Annotated in this window: 19 protein-coding genes; 7 read left to right on the forward strand and 12 right to left on the reverse strand. The window is 69.0% G+C overall.

Annotation, left to right across the window (positions count from 1 at the left end):
• Window position 1: 1 nt before the first annotated feature.
• Together J7I98_RS03425 and J7I98_RS03430 are read left to right on the forward strand one after the other, a co-directional pair.
• Window positions 2-1384: a hypothetical protein gene (locus J7I98_RS03425; protein WP_308377662.1), complete on the forward strand. Its 1383-nt coding sequence runs from the start codon at window positions 2-4 to the stop codon at window positions 1382-1384.
• Between the two features lie 29 nt (window positions 1385-1413).
• Window positions 1414-1635 (forward strand): zinc ribbon domain-containing protein, encoded by a 222-nt coding sequence (locus tag J7I98_RS03430; protein ID WP_214916801.1) that lies wholly within the window; start codon window positions 1414-1416, stop codon window positions 1633-1635.
• 20 nt (window positions 1636-1655) lie between these two features.
• On the opposite strand, the gene J7I98_RS03435 is transcribed toward J7I98_RS03430, so the two are convergent.
• The 4 genes from J7I98_RS03435 to J7I98_RS03450 all read right to left on the reverse strand — a co-directional run bounded on the left by J7I98_RS03435 (window position 1656) and on the right by J7I98_RS03450 (window position 6940).
• Complete coding sequence (locus tag J7I98_RS03435) at window positions 1656-2315, reverse strand: O-methyltransferase (protein ID WP_214916804.1); 660 nt, start codon at window positions 2313-2315, stop codon at window positions 1656-1658.
• A gap of 67 nt (window positions 2316-2382) precedes the next feature.
• Complete coding sequence (locus tag J7I98_RS03440) at window positions 2383-3213, reverse strand: HAD family hydrolase (protein WP_214916807.1); 831 nt, start codon at window positions 3211-3213, stop codon at window positions 2383-2385.
• Window positions 3210-5765: a phosphoribosyltransferase gene (locus J7I98_RS03445; protein WP_214916810.1), complete on the reverse strand. Its 2556-nt coding sequence runs from the start codon at window positions 5763-5765 to the stop codon at window positions 3210-3212. Before J7I98_RS03445 ends, J7I98_RS03440 begins: the two co-directional genes overlap by 4 nt.
• A 14-nt stretch (window positions 5766-5779) precedes the next feature.
• Window positions 5780-6940, reverse strand: a complete 1161-nt coding sequence (locus tag J7I98_RS03450; protein ID WP_214916813.1) for an HpcH/HpaI aldolase/citrate lyase family protein — start codon at window positions 6938-6940, stop codon at window positions 5780-5782.
• Between the two features lie 187 nt (window positions 6941-7127).
• Between J7I98_RS03450 and J7I98_RS03455 the strand changes: the two genes are divergently transcribed.
• The gene (locus J7I98_RS03455; RefSeq protein ID WP_214916827.1) at window positions 7128-7964 is read left to right on the forward strand and encodes a TerD family protein; all 837 of its coding nucleotides are present in this window, start codon (window positions 7128-7130) and stop codon (window positions 7962-7964) included.
• Window positions 7965-8006: 42 nt separating this feature from the next.
• Here the strand turns inward: J7I98_RS03455 and J7I98_RS03460 are convergent, their stop codons facing one another.
• The 6 genes from J7I98_RS03460 to J7I98_RS03485 all read right to left on the reverse strand — a co-directional run bounded on the left by J7I98_RS03460 (window position 8007) and on the right by J7I98_RS03485 (window position 12519).
• Window positions 8007-8744 (reverse strand): Tellurium resistance, encoded by a 738-nt coding sequence (locus tag J7I98_RS03460; RefSeq protein ID WP_214916830.1) that lies wholly within the window; start codon window positions 8742-8744, stop codon window positions 8007-8009.
• A 125-nt stretch (window positions 8745-8869) separates the two neighbouring features.
• Entirely contained in the window at window positions 8870-10015 is a 1146-nt protein-coding gene (locus tag J7I98_RS03465; protein ID WP_214916833.1) for a DUF475 domain-containing protein, read from the reverse strand.
• A gap of 49 nt (window positions 10016-10064) precedes the next feature.
• Window positions 10065-10640 carry a TerD family protein gene (locus J7I98_RS03470; RefSeq protein ID WP_214916836.1) on the reverse strand — a complete coding sequence of 192 codons (576 nt, stop codon included), beginning with the start codon at window positions 10638-10640 and terminating at the stop codon, window positions 10065-10067.
• Window positions 10641-10739: 99 nt separating this feature from the next.
• Window positions 10740-11315, reverse strand: a complete 576-nt coding sequence (locus J7I98_RS03475) for a TerD family protein (protein WP_214916838.1) — start codon at window positions 11313-11315, stop codon at window positions 10740-10742.
• A gap of 151 nt (window positions 11316-11466) precedes the next feature.
• Window positions 11467-11925, reverse strand: a complete 459-nt coding sequence (locus J7I98_RS03480; RefSeq protein WP_214916841.1) for a peroxiredoxin — start codon at window positions 11923-11925, stop codon at window positions 11467-11469.
• Between the two features lie 165 nt (window positions 11926-12090).
• Window positions 12091-12519, reverse strand: a complete 429-nt coding sequence (locus J7I98_RS03485; protein ID WP_214916844.1) for a DUF3052 domain-containing protein — start codon at window positions 12517-12519, stop codon at window positions 12091-12093.
• 457 nt (window positions 12520-12976) lie between these two features.
• Between J7I98_RS03485 and aceE the strand changes: the two genes are divergently transcribed.
• Window positions 12977-15709, forward strand: a complete 2733-nt coding sequence (aceE, locus tag J7I98_RS03490) for a pyruvate dehydrogenase (acetyl-transferring), homodimeric type (protein ID WP_214916856.1) — start codon at window positions 12977-12979, stop codon at window positions 15707-15709.
• Window positions 15710-15802: 93 nt separating this feature from the next.
• On the forward strand, window positions 15803-16597 hold the full coding sequence (locus tag J7I98_RS03495; protein WP_214916859.1) for a potassium channel family protein: 795 nt from the start codon (window positions 15803-15805) through the stop codon (window positions 16595-16597).
• Between the two features lie 34 nt (window positions 16598-16631).
• Here the strand turns inward: J7I98_RS03495 and J7I98_RS03500 are convergent, their stop codons facing one another.
• Complete coding sequence (locus J7I98_RS03500; protein WP_214916864.1) at window positions 16632-16994, reverse strand: peptidase inhibitor family I36 protein; 363 nt, start codon at window positions 16992-16994, stop codon at window positions 16632-16634.
• 150 nt (window positions 16995-17144) lie between these two features.
• On the reverse strand, window positions 17145-18749 hold the full coding sequence (locus J7I98_RS03505) for an MFS transporter (protein WP_214916865.1): 1605 nt from the start codon (window positions 18747-18749) through the stop codon (window positions 17145-17147).
• A gap of 124 nt (window positions 18750-18873) precedes the next feature.
• Here J7I98_RS03505 and J7I98_RS03510 point away from each other — a divergent pair, with 124 nt between their 5' ends.
• A complete protein-coding gene (locus tag J7I98_RS03510) occupies window positions 18874-19554 on the forward strand; it encodes a TetR/AcrR family transcriptional regulator (RefSeq protein ID WP_214916874.1) in 681 nt (226 codons plus the stop codon).
• Window positions 19555-19641: 87 nt separating this feature from the next.
• Window positions 19642-20853, forward strand: a complete 1212-nt coding sequence (locus J7I98_RS03515) for an alpha/beta hydrolase (RefSeq protein WP_214916876.1) — start codon at window positions 19642-19644, stop codon at window positions 20851-20853.
• Window positions 20854-20908 lie beyond the last annotated feature (55 nt).

The raw sequence follows: 20908 nt of genomic DNA on the forward strand, positions 1-20908 counted from the left end.
TGTGACGGCGACACGCACGCAGCCGTACACGCAGCAAGTACGCCGCCGTACGAAAGCGGGTGCCGTCCGGGACGTCGTCGCGCTCGTGCTTCTGCCGGTGCCGCTGATCGCCGCGCTTCCCTTCGCCTTCGCGGGCGGCGGGGGCGGTACGAGACGCTGGTTCGGGGGGCGGGGCGAGAGCGTAAGGGCCGATGCGCAGGCCGCCAAGGATGCGGCCGCCGCGGCTTTTTACGAGCTGGATACCGCGCAGCGTGACCTGCGGATCTCGATCGAGACGATTACCGCAGTGGACAGTTCGGCCAAGGCACGCAAGGTCGTTGAGGACTTCGCGGCGCTCGGGCGGCGTATCGACGAGGTTAGTCATGCGTACATCACGGCCGTCGACGCGCACGATCTCGACCGGGACGACTTGGAGGCCTCGACCGCTGCGCGAGCGCGGGCGGAGCTGACCAAGGCCAAGGACGAGCTGGTACGGGTCAATGGCGAGCTCGACCGCTTCGCGCAGGGGCTCGGGCCACTGCTCGACACCGCCGAGACACAGCTCGCCCGGCTCGCGCCCGCCGTGGAGCGGGCCCGGCAGATGCTCCTCGCGGCCAGCAACGCGCTCGATACCGTACGGGCCTCGGGGCTCAAGGCCGATGATCTCGCCGCGCGGCTGGCCGCCCTCGCGCCCGAGCTGACCAAGCTCAATCAGGGCGCCGGGCGGCACGGCGTACCGGAGACGCTGCAGCGCGCCGACCAGGTGTTGCGCGATGCCGAGGCGGTACGGGCCGAGGCCGAGCGGCTGCCGGAGCGGGCCGCCGAGATCGACCGGCGGCTGGTGTCGCTGCGGACCCGGGCGCAGGCGCTGACGACCCGGGCCGAGAAGGTCGAGCCGATCCTGAGTGAGCTGCGGCGCCGGTTCACGGTGGCGTGCTGGCAGGACCTGCAGGGCGTACCCGCGCAGACGGCGAGCACCGTCCGGCAGGCCGAGGAGAAGATCAGGGAGGCGGCGAAGGCGCGCGACGAGCAGCGCTGGCCCGACGCCACTTCCCTGCTCAGTACGGTCAGGGCACTCCTGAACTCCACCGACGAGGCGGTGTCGGCGGCCGGCGACCGGCTGCAGCGGCTCAATGCCGTGGCCAAGGATCCGCAGCAGGAGATCCAGCGCACGCGGTTCGCCATCCGGGACGCGCAGCGGCTGGCCATGGCCGGGCGCAACACCCCCGATCCCCGGCATGCCCGCCCGCTGGACGACTCCGTGGCCAGGCTGGACCGGGCCGTCGCGGGCCTTGAGGGCCGTCACCCCGACTACTGGCACTTCCTGACCGAGACGGAGGCCGTACGGCGGGCCGTGGCCCGGGTCGTGTCGGACATACGGGAGGAGCGGGGCGCGGGCTCCTGAGCCATTGCGGGACTCAGTAACCTGTGTGCATGCCCCGTTACGAGTACCGCTGCCGCTCCTGCGGCACCAGCTTCGAGCTGAACCGGCCCATGGCCGAGTCCTCCGCGCCCGCCACCTGCCCCGACGGACACGAGGACACCGTCAAGCTGCTGTCCGCGGTCGCCGTCGGCGGAACCGCCAAGTCCGCCGGGCCCGCGCCCGCTGCCGGTGGTGGCGGGGGAGGCTGCTGCGGCGGTGGGTGCTGCAGCTGAGCCCGCTGCTTCCGTCCTGGTCAGCGCTTTCGTGACAGGGTCAGGCCGTCTGCCACCGGGAGCATCACGCTCTCCATGCGCTCGTCGGCCGTCACCCTGTCGTTGAACTCCTTGATCGCGGCCGCGGACCCCGTCGCGTCCGGGTCGACGACCTGGCCGCCGTAGAGGACGTTGTCCGTGGCGATCACCCCGCCCCGGCTCATCCTCGGCACCAGCTCCTCCCAGTACGGGACGTAGTTGACCTTGTCCGCGTCGATGTAGGCGAAGTCGATGTGCGGCTCCGCCGGCATCGCGCGCAAGGTGTCCAGGGCAGGGCCGATCCGCAGCTCGACGCGGTCCCCGACGCCCGCCTTTTCCCACGCCTCGCGCCCGTACGCCGTCCACTCCTCCGAAATGTCGCACGCGATCAGCCGGCCGTCGGCGGGCATCGCCTGCGCCATCGACAGTGCAGAGAAGCCGGTGAAGGTGCCGACCTCGACGATGTGCCGGGCGCCGGTCAGCCGTACCAGGAAGGCCAGCAGCGTCCCCTCCTCCTCGGCGGACTGCATGCCCGCGTACTCCGGAAAGCGTGTCTGCGTCGTCTCCACGAGCTCGCGCTGCACGGCGTCCAGCGGCGAGTTGTGCGCCATGACGTACGCATACAGCTCATCGGTGATCTTGAGGCTGTTTCCCTTGCTCATCGCGCTCCCTGTCAGGTTGGACTGGTCAGGTCCCTCCCAAATATCACAGGTCGGCCGGATCTCGCGCTCAGACCTGGAATCGGGCGGCCGTGCGAATGAAGGACCGCAGGATCTCCTCGCCCACCGCGACACCCCGCTCCGGCAGGACCGTGACCTGCGGGGCGGTCCAGCCCGTGTCGGCCAGCTCGCCGTGCCCAGGACGCCAGCCCCGGTCCGCCGCCAGCAGCAGGTCCGCGTCGAGGAGGGAGTCGCCTGCGGCGAGGGTGAGCGTGGCGCCGGTGCGGCGGGCCACCTCGCGCATGGCCGCGCTCTTGGTGAGGGGCTTGGGTACGGCGTAGATCTTGCGACCCTGCAGCGAGACCGTCCAGCCCTTGGCCTCGGCCCACTCGCCGAGTTCCTTCACCCATTCGTCCGGCAGCAGCGCGCGCTCCACGACGAGATACGCGAAGAGGTCCTCGGCCACCCGCTCCTTGAGCAGCCAGGCCGGGTCAGCGGCGCGGACGAGGTGGGCGCGGACCTCGGGCAGGGAGGCGCATTCGTCCGCGAGGGTCTTCGCCACCTGCTCCTGCCAGTCCGGGTCGGACACCCCGTCGACCAGGATGTGGCCGCCATTGGCGCAGATCGCGAACCGGGGGGTGGGGATGGGGAGTTGGATGCGCTGGTACTGCTCGCGGGTGCGGGTGGTCGCCGGTACGAAGCAGGTGTCGGCGGCGAGTTGCGTCATCAGGCCGGCGGCGGCCTCCGTGACGTACGAGAGCGGCTTGCTCTCGTACACCTCGACGCAGAGCAGGCGCGGCGCCTCCGCATCGGGCATGCGCAGGCCGAGGGCCGCCGCCGAGTAGATCAGCGTGCGGTCGAGGTCACTCGCCACCAGGACGGGAGGGCGTTCGGCAGTCACTTGGATGCCACCGCCTTGCCGTCCGCGCCCGTCGCGCCGCGCGTGTACCGGGGGTGGATCAGCCCGACGCAGGTGTACGGGAGCCCGTCGACCTCCTCGACCGGTACCCCGCGCTGCTCCGCCAGCAGGCGCACATGGTCGAGGTCGGCGCCTGCGTCGCGCTTGGCGAGGATCTTCCAGGGGACGCGGCGCAGCAGGACGCGGGTCGTCTCGCCCACGCCCGGTTTGACGAGGTTCACGTCGTGGATGCCGTACTCCTCGCTGATCCGCTCGACGGCCGCCCAGCCCTCCCAGGTGGGGTCCCGGTCCGCCGAGAGCAGCTCCTTCACCTCGGCGTCCACTTCGTCGGCGACCTCGTCGAAGCGGGCGGCGACGGTGTCGATGAAGTGGCCGGACACGTCGTCGGCGGCGAGCTCGCGGTAGAACTTCGCGCCGTGGAAGTCGCCCGGGCCGACCAGATCGGAACGCAGGACCGTACGCGAAATCAAGCCGGATACGGTCGAGTTGAGGCAGGCGGAGGGGATGAGGAAGTCCTCGCGGGTGCCGTACGTCTTTACGCAGCTGCCGGGGTCGGCGAGGACGGCGATCTCCGGGTTGAAGGCCGGGGATCCCTGGGACCCCTCGGAGCCGTCGAAGCCCTCGAAGCCGTCGAAGGCGCTGAGCGCGTCGGCCAGTTCGCGGGTGATCGCGCCCTTGCCCGTCCAGCCGTCGACGAAGACGACGTCGGCCGGGTCGTGGTTCGCGGCCAGCCAGCGCAGGGCGGTCCGGTCGATGCCGCGGCCCCGGACGATGGAGACGGCGTAGTGCGGCAGGTCGAGGCCGTGGCGGTACTGCGCCCAGCGGCGCATCAGTACGCCGACGGGCGTGCCGGCGCGGGCGAGTGAGACCAGTACGGGGCGCGGGGACCGTTCGGCGAGGACCGTCTCCGTCACGACGGCGACCGCGCGGGCGATGCGGGCGGCCGAGGTCTCCAGGGCCGCCTTGAAGAGCTCCTGGTACTGGGCGCTCGGCTGGTACTCGACGGGCAGCGACTCGGCGTAGTGCGCGCCGCCGCTCTGGATCGCCTCCTCGCGCTCCTCCGTCGGTGCTTCGAGCTCGACGTCAGAGAGGTCCTGGAGCAGCCAGCCGACGTCCTCCGGGGCATACGAGGAGAAGGCGGGGCCGCGGAGGGGCTCGGGCATGGGCGGTTCCTGCCGTTCGGGGGCGTGCTGGGCGTGCGGGGCGTTCTCGGTGTGCGAGACGTTCTCGGGTGCGTACGGCTCGGGTACGTACGAGGGGACGACCGCCAGCACCACATGCGGGATGTGGGCGGCGAGCCGGGCGAGGAGGCCGTCGGGGGCGTACAGCTCGGGGGTGTCGGCGGCGGAGTCGACCACGGCGACCACCGCGTCGAAGCCGGCGCCGGCCACGTTGTAGGCGTAGCGCGCGCCGGGGCCGTCGGCGGGGGCGTCGTGTGCCGGGAAGACGAGCCGGGTGCGGATGGCGTAGCCGGGGTCGTCGACGGCGAGCACGGGTGAGCGCGTGGTGGTCGAGTACCGCACCTCGGCGCCGACGCGCTCCTCCAGCGCACCGGCCAGCCTGAGCGGCGCGTACATCAACTCCTCGAAGCCGAGGACGAGTACGCGGCGGGCGCCCTCGGGCAACGCCCCGGCGATACGTTCCGCCATGCCCGGCAGCGCGTCCTCAAGGTCGGCGCGGTGGGCGGGCAGGAACCCGTGCCGCCCGCCGTCGGGCACACCGACGGGCCAGTCGAGGTCGATGCGGGCGAAGTTGGCAGCGACGACGGCAGGGACAGCGGCAGTCGTGGGTGTGGTCGGCAGGGACTCGTGGTGGGCCACCAATGCCTGGCCCTTTTCCAGTACGTCCTCCGGCAGGCGGACCGTTCCCGATGCCATCGCGAGCAGGTCGACCCGCGCGCCGATCTCCCGCGCGAAATCGTCCAGCCTGCCCCGGTCCCGCGCCGAGCGCATGTCGACCAGGGCCACGATCACGTACCACTCGCGCGGGTAGCGCTCGTGCAGGTCGCGGATGGTGTTGAGCACCGTGTTGCCGGTGGAGAACTCGTCGTCGACCAGAACCAGTGGCCCCTGGCCCGCGAGCAACGCCGGGTCCTCCGGCAGCAGCAGGTGCGACGTGGCGTGCGAGTGGGACTCCTCGAAGCCGCCCGCCGTCGCCACGCCCGCCACCGGGCGGCGCGTCGAGTGGAGGTACGGCGCGACGCCCACGCCGTCCGCCACCGCGTGGCCGAGGCCGGTCGCCGTCTCGGCGTACCCGAGGACCACCGCGTCGGTGGCCGCGGCCTCGCCCAGCAGTTTTCGTACGTCCTCGCCCAGCGCGAACCCGGCTCCGTACACCCGCGAGGGCAGCTGCGGCACATGCTTGCCGAGCACATTGGAGACGAGCAGGTGAGCCCGCTTCGGGTTGCGGCGCAGGGCCAGGCCCAGCAGATCGTTCAGATCGCCCGGTCCGCCCTCGCCGCCTTCGCCGACGAGTTCGACACCGAGCCGCTCCGCGACCCACGTTCCCGACCACACCACGTCGTCCGTCTCCATCTCAGTCCCGGATCTCAGCCGGCTATGCCGGCGGTCAGCAGCTCCACGAAGCCGACGTCCTCCCGCGCCACACCGAAGGCCTCGGCGCGCTGCAGCGTGCGTTCGGCCCAGGCGCGGTGCGGCTTCACTTCGTTCATCTTGTTCGTGTACGCGGAACGCAGCACTCCGCCGCCGCCCCGCTCGGGCCGCAGGATGTCCTGTGCGTCGCTGAATTCCTCATGGCTGACCACCGACAGCGCGTGCACGGGCAGGACGTGCGAGGGGTGAATGCAGGTCTTGCCGAGCAGCCCGTTGGCGCGGTCGAGGGAGATTTCCCGCAGCAAACCGTCCATGTCGTGCTCGATGAGCGCCGCACGCAGCTTCTCCGCCTCCCCCATGAAGGGGCTGCGGCGCAGCTGCGGCTTGAACATCCGCTCCTGGACCCGGAAGTACTCCCACACGGGCCCGGTGATCGTGAACCCCGTGCCGTCGGAGCGCCCGAGGACATTCACCACGTCGGCGATGACGCCGGCCACGATCTGCACGTCGTACGCCGTCATGTCGGGCGCTCTGCGCAGCCCGTACGCCGAGCAGAAGTCGGTGACCCCGAGGCGCAGCGCGAGCACCCGCTCCCGGTACTTGTCGACGGTGCGGGCGATGCCGCGGAGTGTCTCGGCCCTGGTCTCCAGGTGGAGCAGCTGCGGCGATTCGAGGACCGGCATCGCGAACAGCCGTTGTCCGCACTCGGCTTCCGCCGCCGCGAGCGCCTCCAGAAAGCCGACTCCACGGTCCTCGGTGAACTTCGGAAGTACGAATCCGGACAACAGCCGCGCCGAGGGCCCGAGCCGGTGCACGAGGTCCGGAATCTGCTCGGGCTCGCGCACCCGGACGAACAGCAGCGGCGGCTCCGTACCCCGCGCGTCGAGCTCCGCGAACTGCCGGACGAGGTTCTCCTCGGCGTTGCCGACTTCCGCGTCGTCGATGGAATCCTCCAGGCAGAGCACCATGGAGACGACTCCGCGCCCGGCCTGCTTCGCCACGTCGTCGGCGATCTTCGGCCGCGTGGCCGGGCTGTAGAGCGTGGCTCCCAGGGCGGCCGCAAGCGTCTTCGCCGGGGACTCCGCATTGAACTCGCCCGGCGCCTGATGGAAGAGGCCGTCCCGGACAGAGCGCGGGATATGCCCGAAATGATGCATGAAGGTCCCCCCGTGCTGCCGCAATGGCCTGTCGATGTGTGGCCGGTAATAGTACGTAGGGGAGGGTGTCAAGAGTTCCCCAGGTGGATGAATTCCAGGTAACTCGGGTGGAAGGTCCACTCCGCCGGACGTACCGAACAGGCCCCCGCGTTGTCCGTACCACCAGCGGGAAGGCAGGATGAAGGGCATGACGCACGCGATGCTGAAGGGCTCGAACGTCCCGCTCGATGCGACGGCCGTACGGGCCGTACTGCGCTGGACCCCGGGCCCCGACGTCCCAGAAGTGGACGCCTCGGCTCTGCTGCTCGGCGTCGACCGGCGCGTGCGCTCCGACGAGGACTTCGTCTTCTACAACCAGCCCCGCCACCCCTCCGGCCTGGTCCGGAGCCTGGGCAAGAAGCGGCTCCCGGACTGTGTCACCGACTCGGTGCAGACGGACCTGGCGACGCTCGAACCCGCCGTGGACCGGGTCCTGATCGTCGCCTCCACGGACGACGTCCCGTTCGAACGCGTACGGGACCTGCGCATCGAGGTGTACGACGCCACGGCGGCCGGCAGCGGCGAGCCGCTCGCCTACTTCGAGGTCAGACCGGAGACCGGTGCGGAGACCGCGCTGATCTGCGGCGAGCTGTACCGGCGCGGCGAGGGCTGGAAGTTCCGGGCGCTGGGCGAGGGCTACTCGAACGGTCTGATCGGGCTGGCCACCGACCACGGCATCTCCGTGGACGAGACAGGGAACGAGAGCTCCCCCGAGGGAGCGACAGCGGCAACAGAGCCCGCACCGGCCTCCGAGCCGTCGGCGCCCCCCGTCCCGCCCGCCCAGCCGCCCGCCGAGCCCGCGTACGGCTACCCGCAGCCCGCCGCGCCCCAGCCGGCACCCGCACCTGCCCCCGCCTACGGCTACCCCCAGTCAGCGACGACACAGCCCGCCTACGGCTACCCGCAGCCGGCCGCCGCCGCTGCCTTCGCGCCGGACCCGAACTTCAGGCTGCCGCCGCAGGGCCCCCAGTTCGTCCGCCCCTAGGGCGGACGACAGCGGAGGACGGCAGAGGACAGCGGACCTCCGTCAGATCTTGGTCTTGTAGCCGCGCCCCCACTGCAGCCCCCACCCGTACAGCCGGTCGAGCTCCGCCTGGAAGCCGTAGACGAACTTCACCTCGCGCCGCACCACCAGATCGCCCTTGACGTTCTCGACGGTGAAGACCGCGCACGAACGCGCCTGCGGGGCACGCTCGTCGAGCTCGATCTCGATCCGCGGGCCGTTGCTCGGGAAGAGCGTGACCACGGCGTGCGTACGGTCGAAGGCCGGCGTCTGGTCGTAGATGTACACGAAGACCAGTAGTCGCTTTATCGACTCGCGCTGGTCGAGGTTCACATAGATCGTCTCGCCCGACGGGGCGCCGAACCGGTCGTCGCCGCTGAGCTTGATGTACGGCGGCGCGTTCAGGCTGCCGAAGAAGCTGCCCAGCGGCTGCACCACGCCCTTGGTGCCGTCCGCCAGCTCGTACAGGCAGCCCAGGTCGAGGTCGACATTGACCACGCCCTGGGTGTGCGCCTGGACCGCATCCGGCTGGAAGAACTTGAACGGCCGCCGCCAGACGCTGCCGCTGCGCCGCTGCCTGCCCCCGATGTCGGAAGTCCGCATCCGCCAGGACAGGTTGACCCGCAGATTGCCGCTGTCGGCGCCCTGCTTGCTGAGCGAGACCGTCGGGTGCCGCTTGGTCAGTTCGATCGCGTTGGTTGCCGCACTGCCGGACGCGAACTGTTCCGCCCTGTCCCGTCGCAGGCTGTCCCAGAAAGCCATCCCACCCCCAGGTGTCTCGTAAAGCCGCGGCACTCACGCCGCAGGGCGGCCGCGAGGCCAATGCCTCGTGACCGCCCCACGTCAGAGCGTTCCTCAATACCTGCCGGGTCACACCATCTGGTGGGTCACACCCCGGACGGAATCTCGGCCTTCTCGCCGGGGGCGCCGTCATCTCCCCCGCTGGCAGCGATCTTTTTGTTGCGGTGCAGCGAGGACCAGAACGACCCGGCGATCAGGAGGACACCGACAAGACCGGTGATGAGCTCACTGATCTCGTGCTCGATGGTGACGAGCAGGATGACCGCGAGCGCGCCGATCGCGTAGTGCGCGCCGTGCTCCAGGTAGACGTAGTCGTCAAGGGTGCCCTGGCGGACCAGGTAGACCGTGAGCGAACGTACGTACATCGCGCCGATGCCGAGGCCGAGCGCCATCCAGAAGATGTGGTTCGTAATCGCGAAGGCGCCGATGACACCGTCGAACGAGAAGGACGCGTCGAGGACTTCCAGGTAGAGGAAGAGGAAGAACGCAGCCTTGCCCGCGAGGCCGACCACGGAAACGGGCTTGCCCTCCGCCTTGGCCTTCTCCTCCTCCTCGTGCTCGCGCTCCTCTTCCTCTTCGATCTTGTTCTCGAAGTGGCCGGAGAGGCCGCCGACAATGAGGTACGTGATCAGGCCGGCGACGCCGGAGAGCAGGACGGTGTCCGACTTGTCCAGGTAGCCCGTGCTGGTGTGCGCGTGCTCGGCGAAGGTCATCGCCGTGACCATCAGGGCGATCAGCGCGATGCAGACCGACAGCATGTCGATCTTGCCGAGCTTGGCCAGCGGACGCTCCAGCCAGCCGAGCCACTTGATGTCGCGCTCCTGGAAAATGAAGTCCAGGAAGATCATCAACAGGAACATGCCACCGAAGGCGGCGATCGCCGGGTGGGCGTCCGTGACCAGCGACTCGTACTGATCGGGATTGTCCATCGCCAGCTCGATCGCTTCGATCGGGCCGACCTTGGCGCTGATGGCGACGATGGCTACGGGGAAGACCAGCCGCATACCGAAGACGGCGACCAGGATGCCGACGGTGAGGAAGATCTTCTGCCAGAAGGCATTCATCTTCTTCAGGATTCCGGCGTTGACCACCGCGTTGTCGAAGGACAGTGAGATCTCGAGGATCGACAGGATCAGTACGACCCCGAACGCCTCCCACCCCCACTGCCAGGCGGCGAATGCCAGTCCAATTGCCGTGACGGCAAAGGACCAGCCGAAGGTTTTGAGAACCACTGGTTACCCCATCGTGTAAGTACGGGTCTCCCCCGCGCCGTGCGCGGCTTTACGAAACGTTGACCCCGAAGTCTAGGGCGATGCCTCTCAGGCCCGACGCATACCCCTGCCCTACGGCCCGGAACTTCCACTCGCCGCCATACCGGTACACCTCACCGAAGATCATCGCGGTCTCGCTGGAGGCGTCCTCGGAGAGGTCGTAGCGAGCCAGTTCCTGACCGTCGGCCTGATTCACCACGCGAATGAAAGCATTGCTGACCTGGCCGAATGTCTGGCCGCGATTGTCTGCGTCGTGGATGGAGACCGGGAAAATGATCTTGTCCACGCGCTCGGGCACCTGGGAGAGGTCGACCAGCAGCGACTCGTCGTCGCCCTCGCCCTCACCGGTCAGGTTGTCACCAGTGTGCTCGACGGAGCCCTCGGGGCTCTTGAGGTTGTTGTAAAAGACGAAGTACTCGTCGCCGAGCACCCGGCCGTTCTCGCACAGCAGTGCGCTGGCGTCGAGGTCGAAGGGGGCTCCAGTGGTGGAGCGCGCGTCCCAGCCGAGCCCGATCAGGACCTGAGTGAGGTTCGGTGCGGCCTTGGAGAGGGAGACATTGCCTCCCTTGGCGAGCGTAACGCCCATGATCTTGCATCCTCCCCGCGGTACGGATGAGTGGTCAGGCACGTCCGGCGCCGCACATGTCGCGTGCGACGCCGGACGGGAAGGCGGTCTGGCTCAGGCTCAGACGTTGACGCCGAAGTCCTGCGCGATGCCGCGCAGGCCCGAGGCGTAACCCTGGCCGATTGCCCGGAACTTCCACTCCGGACCGTTGCGGTAGAGCTCGCCGAAGACCATCGCGGTCTCGGTCGAGGCGTCCTCGCTCAGGTCGTAGCGCGCGAGCTCCGCGTTGTCGGCCTGGTTCACCACGCGGATGTACGCGTTGCGGACCTGGCCGAAGCTCTGCTGCCGCGCCTCGGCCTCGTAGATCGAGACGGGGAACACTACCTTGGCAACGTCGGCCGGCACACCGGCCAGGTTCACCTTGATGACCTCGTCGTCGCCCTCGCCCTCACCGGTGAGGTTGTCACCGGTGTGCTCGACGGAACCGTCGGGGCTCTTGAGGTTGTTGAAAAAGACGAAGTTCGAGTCGTTGGTGACCTTGCCCTCCGTGTTGGTCAGCAGGGCGCTGGCGTCGAGGTCGAAGTCACCCCCGGTGGTGGTACGAGCGTCCCAGCCCAGACCGACGATGACCGCGGTCAGGTTGGGGGCGGCCTTGGTCAGCGAGACGTTGCCGCCCTTGCTGAGGCTGACTCCCACGAGTCCTCCCATGTGATGTCGAGGGGCCGAGGCACCCCGTATTGCGCTGGTATCGGATCAACGAGTCGATCCTAGTGACCGGTTCCCGCCCGCAGTAGCTGTCAAGTCCCGATTTTCCGCCTGCGGAAGGCCGCTCCGGGGCCGGTGGGTCTCAGAGGTTGTTGAGCGCCTTGAGGTACTCGTTCAGGTCGCGGGCGTCGGGCAGCGCGTTCACGACGGTCCAGCGCACCACGCCCTCCTTGTCGATGATGAAGGTGCCGCGCACCGCGCAGCCCTTCTCCTCGTCGAAGACGCCGTACGCGCGCGAGGCCTCACCGTGCGGCCAGAAGTCCGACAGGAGCGGGTACTCGAAGCCCTCCTTGTCGGCGAAGACGCGGAGCGTGTGGATCGAGTCGTTGGAGACGGCGAGCAGCTGCACGTCGTCGTTGACGAACTGCGGCAGCTCGTCACGGAGCGCGCACAGTTCGCCCGTGCAGACACCGGTGAAGGCGAACGGGTAGAAGAGCAGCACCACATTCTTCTCGCCGCGGAAGTCGGAGAGCTTCACGGTCCGGCCGTGGTTGTCCTTGAGCTCGATGTCCGGGGCCTGAGTGCCGACCTCGATCGCCATGAAACGCCGTCCCTTCAGAGGTGATCTTTGCGGGGGTCTGTACGGGGTGGTCTGTACGGGTGAGACAGCCTACGCAAAGGCCCCCGCCGACTGATGTCGGCGGGGGCCCTGGTTCGCCTTGGGCGCAGCCTGCTCATGAGGAGTCTGCTCGGACGCGGCGGTGGCTCAGCGCTTTGCCTTCGGGGTCACCAGCCGGCCGGCGCTCCAGTCCTTGCCCGCGCTGACGGTCTTGGTCTGGGAAAGACCCGCCGTCTGCGCAGCCTCGCTGATGTCGCTGGGCTCGACGTACCCGTCACGGCCGGTCTTCGGGGTCAGCAGCAGCACCTGGCCGCCGTCCTCGAGCAGACCAATGGCGTCCACCAGCGCGTCCGTAAGGTCGCCGTCCTCGTCACGGAACCAGAGAACAACGACGTCAGCGACGTCGTCGTAATCCTCGTCGACGATTTCCTGGCCGGTGATGGCCTCAATACCCTCACGGAGTTCCTGCTCGACGTCGTCGTCGTAGCCGATCTCCTGGACCACCTGTCCGGGCTCGAACCCCAGGCGTGCTGCCGGGTTGGTCCGCTCCTCCGCGTGGTCCGCGGTCGCGCTCACGGATTGCCTCCTGATCATGTTTTGGGGAATACCTTCAGCCCACGCGCGTGCGTGGGCGTTGGCCGTAGTCCACACGTGCGGGACCGATCGCGCAAGTACCCGGCCGTGGAGACAGCCGAAACGGTGACGGATAGGGCGGGTTCACCGCAACTCCAGACCCGGCCACAGGCCGTCCGGTGACTCATCCCACACCCCATTCCGGCACTTTTGTAAGCCTACGCGGCTTCGGTGGGCCGTTCGAGGGCGAACAGCCTTACGGAACGCGTGAACGTGTTGGGCGTAAGGTTGCGATTTGGCCGGACCCATCCTCGGATCCTCCTCGGACCCGTCCTGGGGCTGACGACGAGCCTTCTCACCGGGCGGGGGTTACCCCTCGGTAGAGATGACGTTTGCGTTCCCGGGGTACACGATGGAGGCGGCGCGACACCCCTCACGACCCAACCAGCGAAGGAACAGCGTGGCTTCCGGATCCGATCGCAATCCGATCATCATTGGCGGCCTTCCGAGCCAGGTCCCGGACTTCGATCCCGAAGAAACCCAGGAATGGCTCGACTCCCTCGACGCCGCCGTCGACGAGCGGGGCCGTGAGCGCGCCCGCTACCTGATGCTCCGTCTGATCGAGCGCGCGCGGGAGAAGCGCGTCGCCGTTCCGGAGATGCGCAGCACGGACTACGTCAACACCATCGCCACCAAGGACGAGCCGTTCTTCCCCGGCAACGAGGAGATCGAGCGCAAGGTCCTCAACGCGACCCGCTGGAACGCGGCCGTGATGGTGTCGCGCGCGCAGCGCCCGGGTATCGGCGTCGGCGGTCACATCGCCACGTTCGCCTCCTCCGCCTCGCTGTACGACGTGGGCTTCAACCACTTCTTCCGCGGCAAGGACGAGGGCGACGGCGGCGACCAGATCTTCTTCCAGGGGCACGCCTCCCCCGGCATCTACGCCCGCGCGTTCCTGCTGGACCGGCTGAGCGAGCAGCAGCTCGACGCGTTCCGCCAGGAGAAGTCGAAGGCGCCGTACGGACTGTCGTCCTACCCGCACCCGCGGCTGATGCCGGACTTCTGGGAGTTCCCGACCGTTTCGATGGGTCTGGGCCCCCTCGGTGCGATCTACCAGGCGCGGATGAACCGCTACATGGAGGCGCGCGGCATCGCCGACACCTCCAAGTCGCATGTCTGGGCGTACCTCGGCGACGGCGAGATGGACGAGCCCGAGTCGCTCGGCCAGCTGTCCATCGCCGCGCGTGAGGGCCTGGACAACCTGACCTTCGTCGTCAACTGCAACCTGCAGCGCCTCGACGGCCCGGTGCGCGGCAACGGCAAGATCATCCAGGAGCTGGAGTCGCAGTTCCGCGGCGCCGGCTGGAATGTCATCAAGCTGGTCTGGGACCGGAGCTGGGACCCGCTGCTCGCCCAGGACCGCGACGGCGTGCTGGTCAACAAGCTGAACACGACGCCGGACGGCCAGTTCCAGACGTACGCCACGGAGACGGGCGCGTACATCCGCGAGCACTTCTTCGGTGACGACCACCGGCTGCGCGCCATGGTCGAGAACATGACCGACGACCAGATCCTGCACCTGGGCCGCGGCGGTCACGACCACAAGAAGGTGTACGCGGCGTACGCGGCGGCCAAGGCGCACAAGGGCCAGCCGACCGTGATCCTCGCCCAGACCGTCAAGGGCTGGACGCTGGGGCCGAACTTCGAGGGCCGCAACGCGACCCACCAGATGAAGAAGCTGACGGTCGAGGACCTGAAGCGCTTCCGCGACCGGCTGCACATCCCGATCACGGACAAGCAGCTGGACGAGGGCTACCCGCCGTACTACCACCCGGGTCGCGACTCGGAAGAGATCCAGTACATGCACGACCGGCGCAATGGGCTGGGCGGGTACGTACCGACCCGTGTCGTACGGGCGAAGCCGCTGCCGCTGCCGGAAGAGAAGACGTACGCGGCCGCGAAGAAGGGGTCCGGTCAGCAGTCGATCGCCACCACCATGGCTTTCGTGCGTGTGCTGAAGGACCTCATGCGGGACAAGGAGATCGGCAAGCGTTTCGTGCTGATCGCGCCCGACGAGTACCGCACCTTCGGTATGGACGCCTTCTTCCCGAGTGCGAAGATCTACAACCCGCTGGGGCAGCAGTACGAGGCGGTCGACCGCGATCTGCTGCTCGCCTACAAGGAGTCCCCGACCGGTCAGATGCTGCACGACGGCATCTCCGAGGCGGGCTGCACGGCGTCGCTGATCGCCGCGGGTTCGGCGTACGCCACGCACGGCGAGCCGCTGATCCCGGTGTACGTCTTCTACTCGATGTTCGGTTTCCAGCGGACCGGCGACCAGTTCTGGCAGATGGCCGACCAGCTCGCGCGCGGCTTTGTGCTGGGTGCGACCGCCGGACGTACGACTCTGACCGGTGAGGGCCTCCAGCACGCGGACGGCCACTCACAGCTGCTCGCCTCGACGAACCCGGGCTGTGTCGCGTACGACCCGGCCTTCGGGTACGAAATCGCGCACATCGTCCAGGACGGTCTGCGGAGGATGTACGGCGAGAACGCCGAGGACGTCTTCTACTACCTGACCGTCTACAACGAGCCGATCCAGCACCCGGCCGAGCCCGCGAACGTCGACACCGACGGCATCCTCAAGGGCATCTACCGCTTCAAGGAGGGTGAGAAGGGCGCGGTTCCGGCCCAGATCATGGCCTCCGGTGTGGCGGTGCCGTGGGCGGTCGAGGCTCAGCAGATCCTCGCCGACGAGTGGAACGTCAAGGCCGACGTCTGGTCCGCCACCTCCTGGAACGAGCTGCGCCGCGATGCCGTCTCGGTGGAGGAGCACAACCTGCTCCACCCGGAGGAGGAGCAGCGCGTGCCGTACGTGACGCAGAAGCTGTCGGGTGCGCAGGGTCCGTTCGTGGCTGTTTCCGACTGGATGCGTTCGGTTCCGGACCAGATTTCGCGCTGGGTTCCGGGCTCGTACTCCTCGCTCGGTGCGGACGGCTTCGGCTTCGCCGACACGCGTGGTGCGGCCCGCCGGTACTTCCACATCGACGCGCAGTCGATCGTCCTCGCGGTGCTCACCGAGCTCGCCAAGGAGGGCAAGGTCGACCGCTCGGCGCTGAAGCAGGCTGTCGACCGGTACCGGCTGCTCGATGTGACAGCGGCGGATCCGGGGGCGGCGGGCGGCGACGCGTAACCGCGGTTGTTGGTGGGAAGGGGCGGCGGGACCTCATGAGGTCCCGCCGCCCCTTCCGTTCTTCCCTCGTTGCGCGTTCCATACGATGCGGGCATGAAGGTGCAGACGGCGCAGAGCCGGTGGGAAAAGCGCACGCAGGGGGTCCTGCTGTGGCTGGCGGTGGCTTTCGCCGTCGCGTACGCGGTGCCGATCGTCGCGCCCGACGCCAATGGCGCAGTGCGCCGGACATGCATGATCGCCGAGTGGGTGGTCTGGGGTGCCTTCGCCCTGGACTACCTCGTACGGCTTGCTCTGGCGCCCAGCAAGTGGCTGTTCGTACGCAGTCACCCGCTGGACCTGCTCGCGGTGCTCGTGCCGCTGCTGCGCCCGCTGCAACTGCTGAGGCTCGTCGCCACCCTGCTGCTGGTCGGCCGACGCGCCATGGTGGCCCCCCAGATACAGCTGACGACGTACGTCGGGGGCGCGGTGCTCGGCCTGCTGATGTTCGGCTCGCTGGCCGTGCTGGAGGTCGAGCGCGGCGCTCCCGGCGGGAACATCAAGACGCTGGGTGACGCGGTGTGGTGGTCGTTCACGACGATGACCACGGTCGGGTACGGCGACCACTCCCCGACGACGGGGCTCGGGCGGATGCTCGCGGTGGGCCTGATGCTGTCGGGTATCGCGCTGCTCGGTGTCGTCACCGCGAACATCGCGGCCTGGTTCATCTCCCGCTTCGAGCGGGACGACGTCGAGGAGCGCCGTCAGACGGCGCTCCTCGAAGCGTTGACCGCGGAGGTCAGGGAACTGCGGGCGGAGGTCGGCCGGCTTTCGGGCGGGGCGGCGGCGCAGGTGCCCGCTCAGGGGTCCGAGCCGGTTGCGCCCGCCGCGGACCGGCCTGCGGCCCGCTGAGGGTCTCGGGCCGGTTTCCGCCGGAACGGCCCGTTCAGCTCTCCCACACCTTGAACGCCCTGACCCGGTAAGGGGATTGCGGCACCCACGTCCCCCCTCCCGGATACGTCTCGAACTCGCCCGTCTCCTCGCACTCCCGCGACTGGTACGTCGTAACCGGCCGCCCCGTCCGGTTGGCCAGGGACTGGGCGTCCGTGCCCGGAGGCAGTGGGACGCAGCTTTCGATGTCGATGCCGGACAGTTCGTGGGCCTGGCGCCCGCCCTTGAAGTCCGGTTTCGCCCACAGGCAGAGCTCGCCGGTGGCACAGCTCCCGAGGCGCGGTGGCGTCGCGTGGGCGGTCTGCGGCAGGAGTGCCGCGACGGTCAGGATTCCGGCCGCGAGTACGGTCGTACGCATCTGGATCAACCCCCGTGTTGTGCGGATCAGTTGACCGCACCCTGACCTGCGAGGACGCAGGGGCGTAAGGGCCCGGGGGACGTTCCACCCGGATAGGCGACAGCCCCGCCGGAACCGTCCGGCGGGGCGGTCGTACGCACCGGGTTGACGTCAGATGTGGGCGCCGCCCGCCCCCGCCTCCGCGTTCGCGCCGCGCTTCGTCAGCGTGGCGACCAGCGCCGCGACGACCGCGACCACGCCGGCGACCGTGAAGGCCAGGCCCATGCCCGACACGAACGTGTCATGCGCGACCGAGGTGATCGCCTCGGCGACGGGCTGTGGAGCCTTCGGCGGGACCGGGGCTCCGCCCATCTCGATCACGGTGGAGGCCTGGTCGAGCTGCGCGGGCGTGAGCGGCGGCAGCTTCGCATCGGCCCAGTTCGCGGGCAGGTCGTTGTCGACCCTGGCGGCCATTACGGCGCCCAGCACCGCCGTACCGAGCGCGCCGCCGACCTGCATACCGGCCTGCTGGAGACCGCCCGCGACACCCGACAGCTCCATCGGGGCATTGCCGACGATGACCTCCGTGGCGCCGACCATGACCGGGGCGAGGCCGAGGCCGAGCATCCCGAGCCAGAGCGACATGGGGAGCGTGGCGGTGTCCGTGGTCATGGTGGACATGCCGAACATCGCCACCGCGGTGAAGACCATGCCGCCGACCAGGGGGACACGCGGGCCGAACTTGGTGATCAGCGCGCCCGCGATCGGTGAGGACACGATCATCATGGCCGTCAGCGGCAGCAGGTGCAGACCGCTGTCGACCGGGCTCATGCCGTGCACGTTCTGGAGATAGAAGGTGACGAAGAAGAGGCCGCCCATGAAGGCGAAGGCCATCAGCACCATCAGGACCGTACCGGCGGACAGCGGAACGGACTTGAACATGCCGAGCGGAATGAGCGGCTCCTTGACCTTCGTCTCCCAGAAGGCGAAGAGCACGAAGAGGACGACCGCTGCCGCGAGGAAGCCCAGCGTCTTCGTACCGCCCCAGCCCCATTCCGAGCCCTTGATGAGGGCCAGGATCAGCGCGAACATGCCGCCGGACAGGAGGAGGATGCCGGGGATGTCGAAGGACTTCGGGGCGTTCTCGGCGCGGTGGTCCTTGAGGATCACCAGGCCCAGTACGAGGGCGATGACACCGACCGGCACGTTGATGAAGAACACCGACTGCCAGCTGACGTGTTCGACGAGCAGTCCGCCGACGATCGGGCCGCCCGCGGTGGAGGCGCCGATGACCATGCCCCAGATGCCGATCGCCATGTTCAGCTTCTCGGCGGGGAAGGTGGCGCGCAGCAGGCCGAGCGCGGCCGGCATCAGCAGTGCGCCGAAGAGGCCCTGGAGTACGCGGAAGGCGACCACCAGGCTGACGTTCTCGGAGAATCCGATGGCGCCGGAGGCGAGCGCGAAGCCCGCCACGCCTATGAGGAAGGTCTGGCGGTGGCCGAAGCGGTCACCCAGCTTGCCCGCGGTGATCAGTGCGACGGCGAGCGCGAGGAGGTATCCGTTGGTGATCCACTGGACGCCGGCCATCGTGGTGCCGAGGTCCTTGGCGATGGCGGGGTTGGCGATCGCGACGATCGTGCCGTCGAGCGCGACCATCATCACGCCGATCGCCACACCGATCAACGTCAGCCAGGGGTGTCCCCTGAGCCCCCTGGCCGGTGCGGGCGCGGGATTCTGCGGCGGCGGCGCCTTGTCGATGGTCGTCTGACTAGTCATACGCAAGAGGCTAATGACAGCCACTGACAGTTGACAAACGAATTCACAAGACGGTAACTGTCACGAAGCTCACAGGTATTCTGAGCTGGACAAACGCGGAAAGAGGCCACCAGGGCATGACGCCATGACCGAGCAGCAAGAGGCCACCCGGCCGACGGGACTGCGCGAGCGCAAGAAGCAGCGCACTCGTGACGCCCTGCTGCGCGCCGCGCTGGAGCTCTTCACCACACAGGGGTACGAGCAGACGACCGTCGACGAGATCGCCGACGCCGTCGAGGTCTCCCAGCGCACCTTCTTCCGCTACTTCGCCAACAAGGAAGAGGCCGCCTTCGCCGTCCAGGAGATGGTGGAGTCGCACTTCCTCGCCGAGCTGCGCGAACGCCCCGCGAAGGAGGGCCCGTTCGTAGCCATGCGCAAGGCCGTACTGGGCGCCTGGGACACCATCGGCGAGGCCATCGAAGCCGTCGTGCCGGTCGAACTGCACATGCGCACCTACCAGATGATCGAGTCGACGCCCGCGCTGCTCGCCGCCCATCTGCGCCGCTCCACGGAGCTGGAGGAGCAGGTCGCCCGGATCGTCGCCGACCGCGAAGGGCTGGATCTGGACGCCGATCCCCGGCCGCGTATCGCCGTCGCGGCGTTCACCGGCGTCATGCGCGTGTCGGGCCGGCTGTGGGGGCAGAGCGAGGACGTCAGCATCGAGTCGATCAGGGCGCTGACCGAGCTCTACCTGGACCACCTCGAACCGGCGCTCGCGGCCGACTGGCGCACTCCGGCGTGCGACACGGTTGCACACAAAGCGTGAACATCCCTTCACCACCGGCCGTTTGAAACGTGATCCGAGTCACGGTCTTCGCGGTGAGCCTCCCGCGTCTCCTAGGGTGGCTCGATAGTGACTTCCTTCGACTCCTCCCCCACCCTCAACGCATGGCGCGCGCTGCTCGCTCTCGCCGTGGTGTTCGTCCTGCTGGCGACCTCCGGATGGACGGCGATACGCCACCACAAGGACGAATCCGATCCGCTGGGGGCATCGCTCTCCGCCTGGGCCCGGGGCGGCATCGACGGCCGCGAGCTGCCGGAGGCCGGGTCGGCGCCCGACCGGATCGCCCGCTTCTTCGCCTCCCTCACCGCGACGCAGCGGGGCCGGCTCGTCGACCGCTACCCGCTGGTCGTCGGCAACATGAACGGCGCCCCGCTCACTCTGCGCTACCGCGCCAACCACCGGGCCCTCGGCGAGGCGCGCACGGTCGAACTGCAGCGCATGCACGACAAACGGCTGACTCCGGAAGGCCGCATGGCGGCGGACCGCAGGATGCACCGGTTCGCGTCGCTCATGAACAGCGACCGGCAGATCCTGGCCTTCGACCCCGCGGGTTCCGGCCAGGTCGCCGAGGTCTTCGGCGACCTCGGGCGCGCACAGCGGGTCTCGGTCGTCGTCCCCGGCGTGGACACCAATGTGGTGAATTTCGAGCGGACACGCCGCAAGTACACCGCGCCTGTCGGCATGGCGAAGTCGCTGTACGCCGCCGAGCGCGCGGCAGCGCCCCGTACCCGTACCGCCGTCATCGCCTGGGCCGACTACACCTCGCCCGCCGGTGTCGGCATGGACGCGGCCATCGGCAAGCTCGCCAGGGACGGCTCCAAGCGGCTCACCTCGCTCGTGCGGGCGCTGCCCGGCGACTCGAAGGTGTCCCTCTTCTGCCACAGCTACGGCTCCGTGGTCTGCGGCGTCGCCGCCCCCGAACTGCCGTCGCGCGTCTCCGACATCGCGGTCGCCGGCAGCCCCGGAATGCGGGTCGACAGCGCCAAGCAGCTGCGCACCGGGGCGCGGGTGTGGGCCACGCGGGACGGCGACGACTGGATCCAGGGAGTGCCGTATCTGGCGGTCGGCGGGCTCGGTCACGGCGCGGACCCGGTGACGCCGGAGTTCGGTGCCCGGGTCTTCTCCGCAGCCCGCGCGGTCGGGCACACCGGCTATTTCGAGCCGGGCACCGAGAGCCTCAGCAACTTCGCCGGGATAGGCGTCGGGTCGTACCGCACGGTGAGCTGTGCGGGCGGCAGCGGGGCCTGCCGGAGTGGAATTTCCGGCGGGGAAGCGACCTGACGCGCGTAGATCGTCGCGGCGGCCCTCAGTATCGCGCCGGGCTCCGAGGGGCGAC

This window comes from Streptomyces sp. ISL-98, from assembly GCF_018614055.1.
GTDB classification, from domain to species: domain Bacteria; phylum Actinomycetota; class Actinomycetes; order Streptomycetales; family Streptomycetaceae; genus Streptomyces; species Streptomyces spiramyceticus.

Bases quoted from the DNA above. Each gene is read 5' to 3' on its own strand.
- J7I98_RS03430 (WP_214916801.1), top strand. From the start codon at position 1,414: ATGCCCCGTTACGAGTACCGCTGCCGCTCCTGCGGCACCAGCTTCGAG.
- J7I98_RS03435 (WP_214916804.1), bottom strand. From the start codon at position 2,315: ATGAGCAAGGGAAACAGCCTCAAGATCACCGATGAGCTGTATGCGTAC.
- J7I98_RS03445 (WP_214916810.1), bottom strand. From the start codon at position 5,765: ATGGAGACGGACGACGTGGTGTGGTCGGGAACGTGGGTCGCGGAGCGG.
- J7I98_RS03450 (WP_214916813.1), bottom strand. From the start codon at position 6,940: ATGCATCATTTCGGGCATATCCCGCGCTCTGTCCGGGACGGCCTCTTC.
- J7I98_RS03455 (WP_214916827.1), top strand. From the start codon at position 7,128: ATGACGCACGCGATGCTGAAGGGCTCGAACGTCCCGCTCGATGCGACG.
- J7I98_RS03460 (WP_214916830.1), bottom strand. From the start codon at position 8,744: ATGGCTTTCTGGGACAGCCTGCGACGGGACAGGGCGGAACAGTTCGCG.
- J7I98_RS03470 (WP_214916836.1), bottom strand. From the start codon at position 10,640: ATGGGCGTTACGCTCGCCAAGGGAGGCAATGTCTCCCTCTCCAAGGCC.
- J7I98_RS03480 (WP_214916841.1), bottom strand. From the start codon at position 11,925: ATGGCGATCGAGGTCGGCACTCAGGCCCCGGACATCGAGCTCAAGGAC.
- J7I98_RS03495 (WP_214916859.1), top strand. From the start codon at position 15,803: ATGAAGGTGCAGACGGCGCAGAGCCGGTGGGAAAAGCGCACGCAGGGG.
- J7I98_RS03500 (WP_214916864.1), bottom strand. From the start codon at position 16,994: ATGCGTACGACCGTACTCGCGGCCGGAATCCTGACCGTCGCGGCACTC.
- J7I98_RS03505 (WP_214916865.1), bottom strand. From the start codon at position 18,749: ATGACTAGTCAGACGACCATCGACAAGGCGCCGCCGCCGCAGAATCCC.
- J7I98_RS03510 (WP_214916874.1), top strand. From the start codon at position 18,874: ATGACCGAGCAGCAAGAGGCCACCCGGCCGACGGGACTGCGCGAGCGC.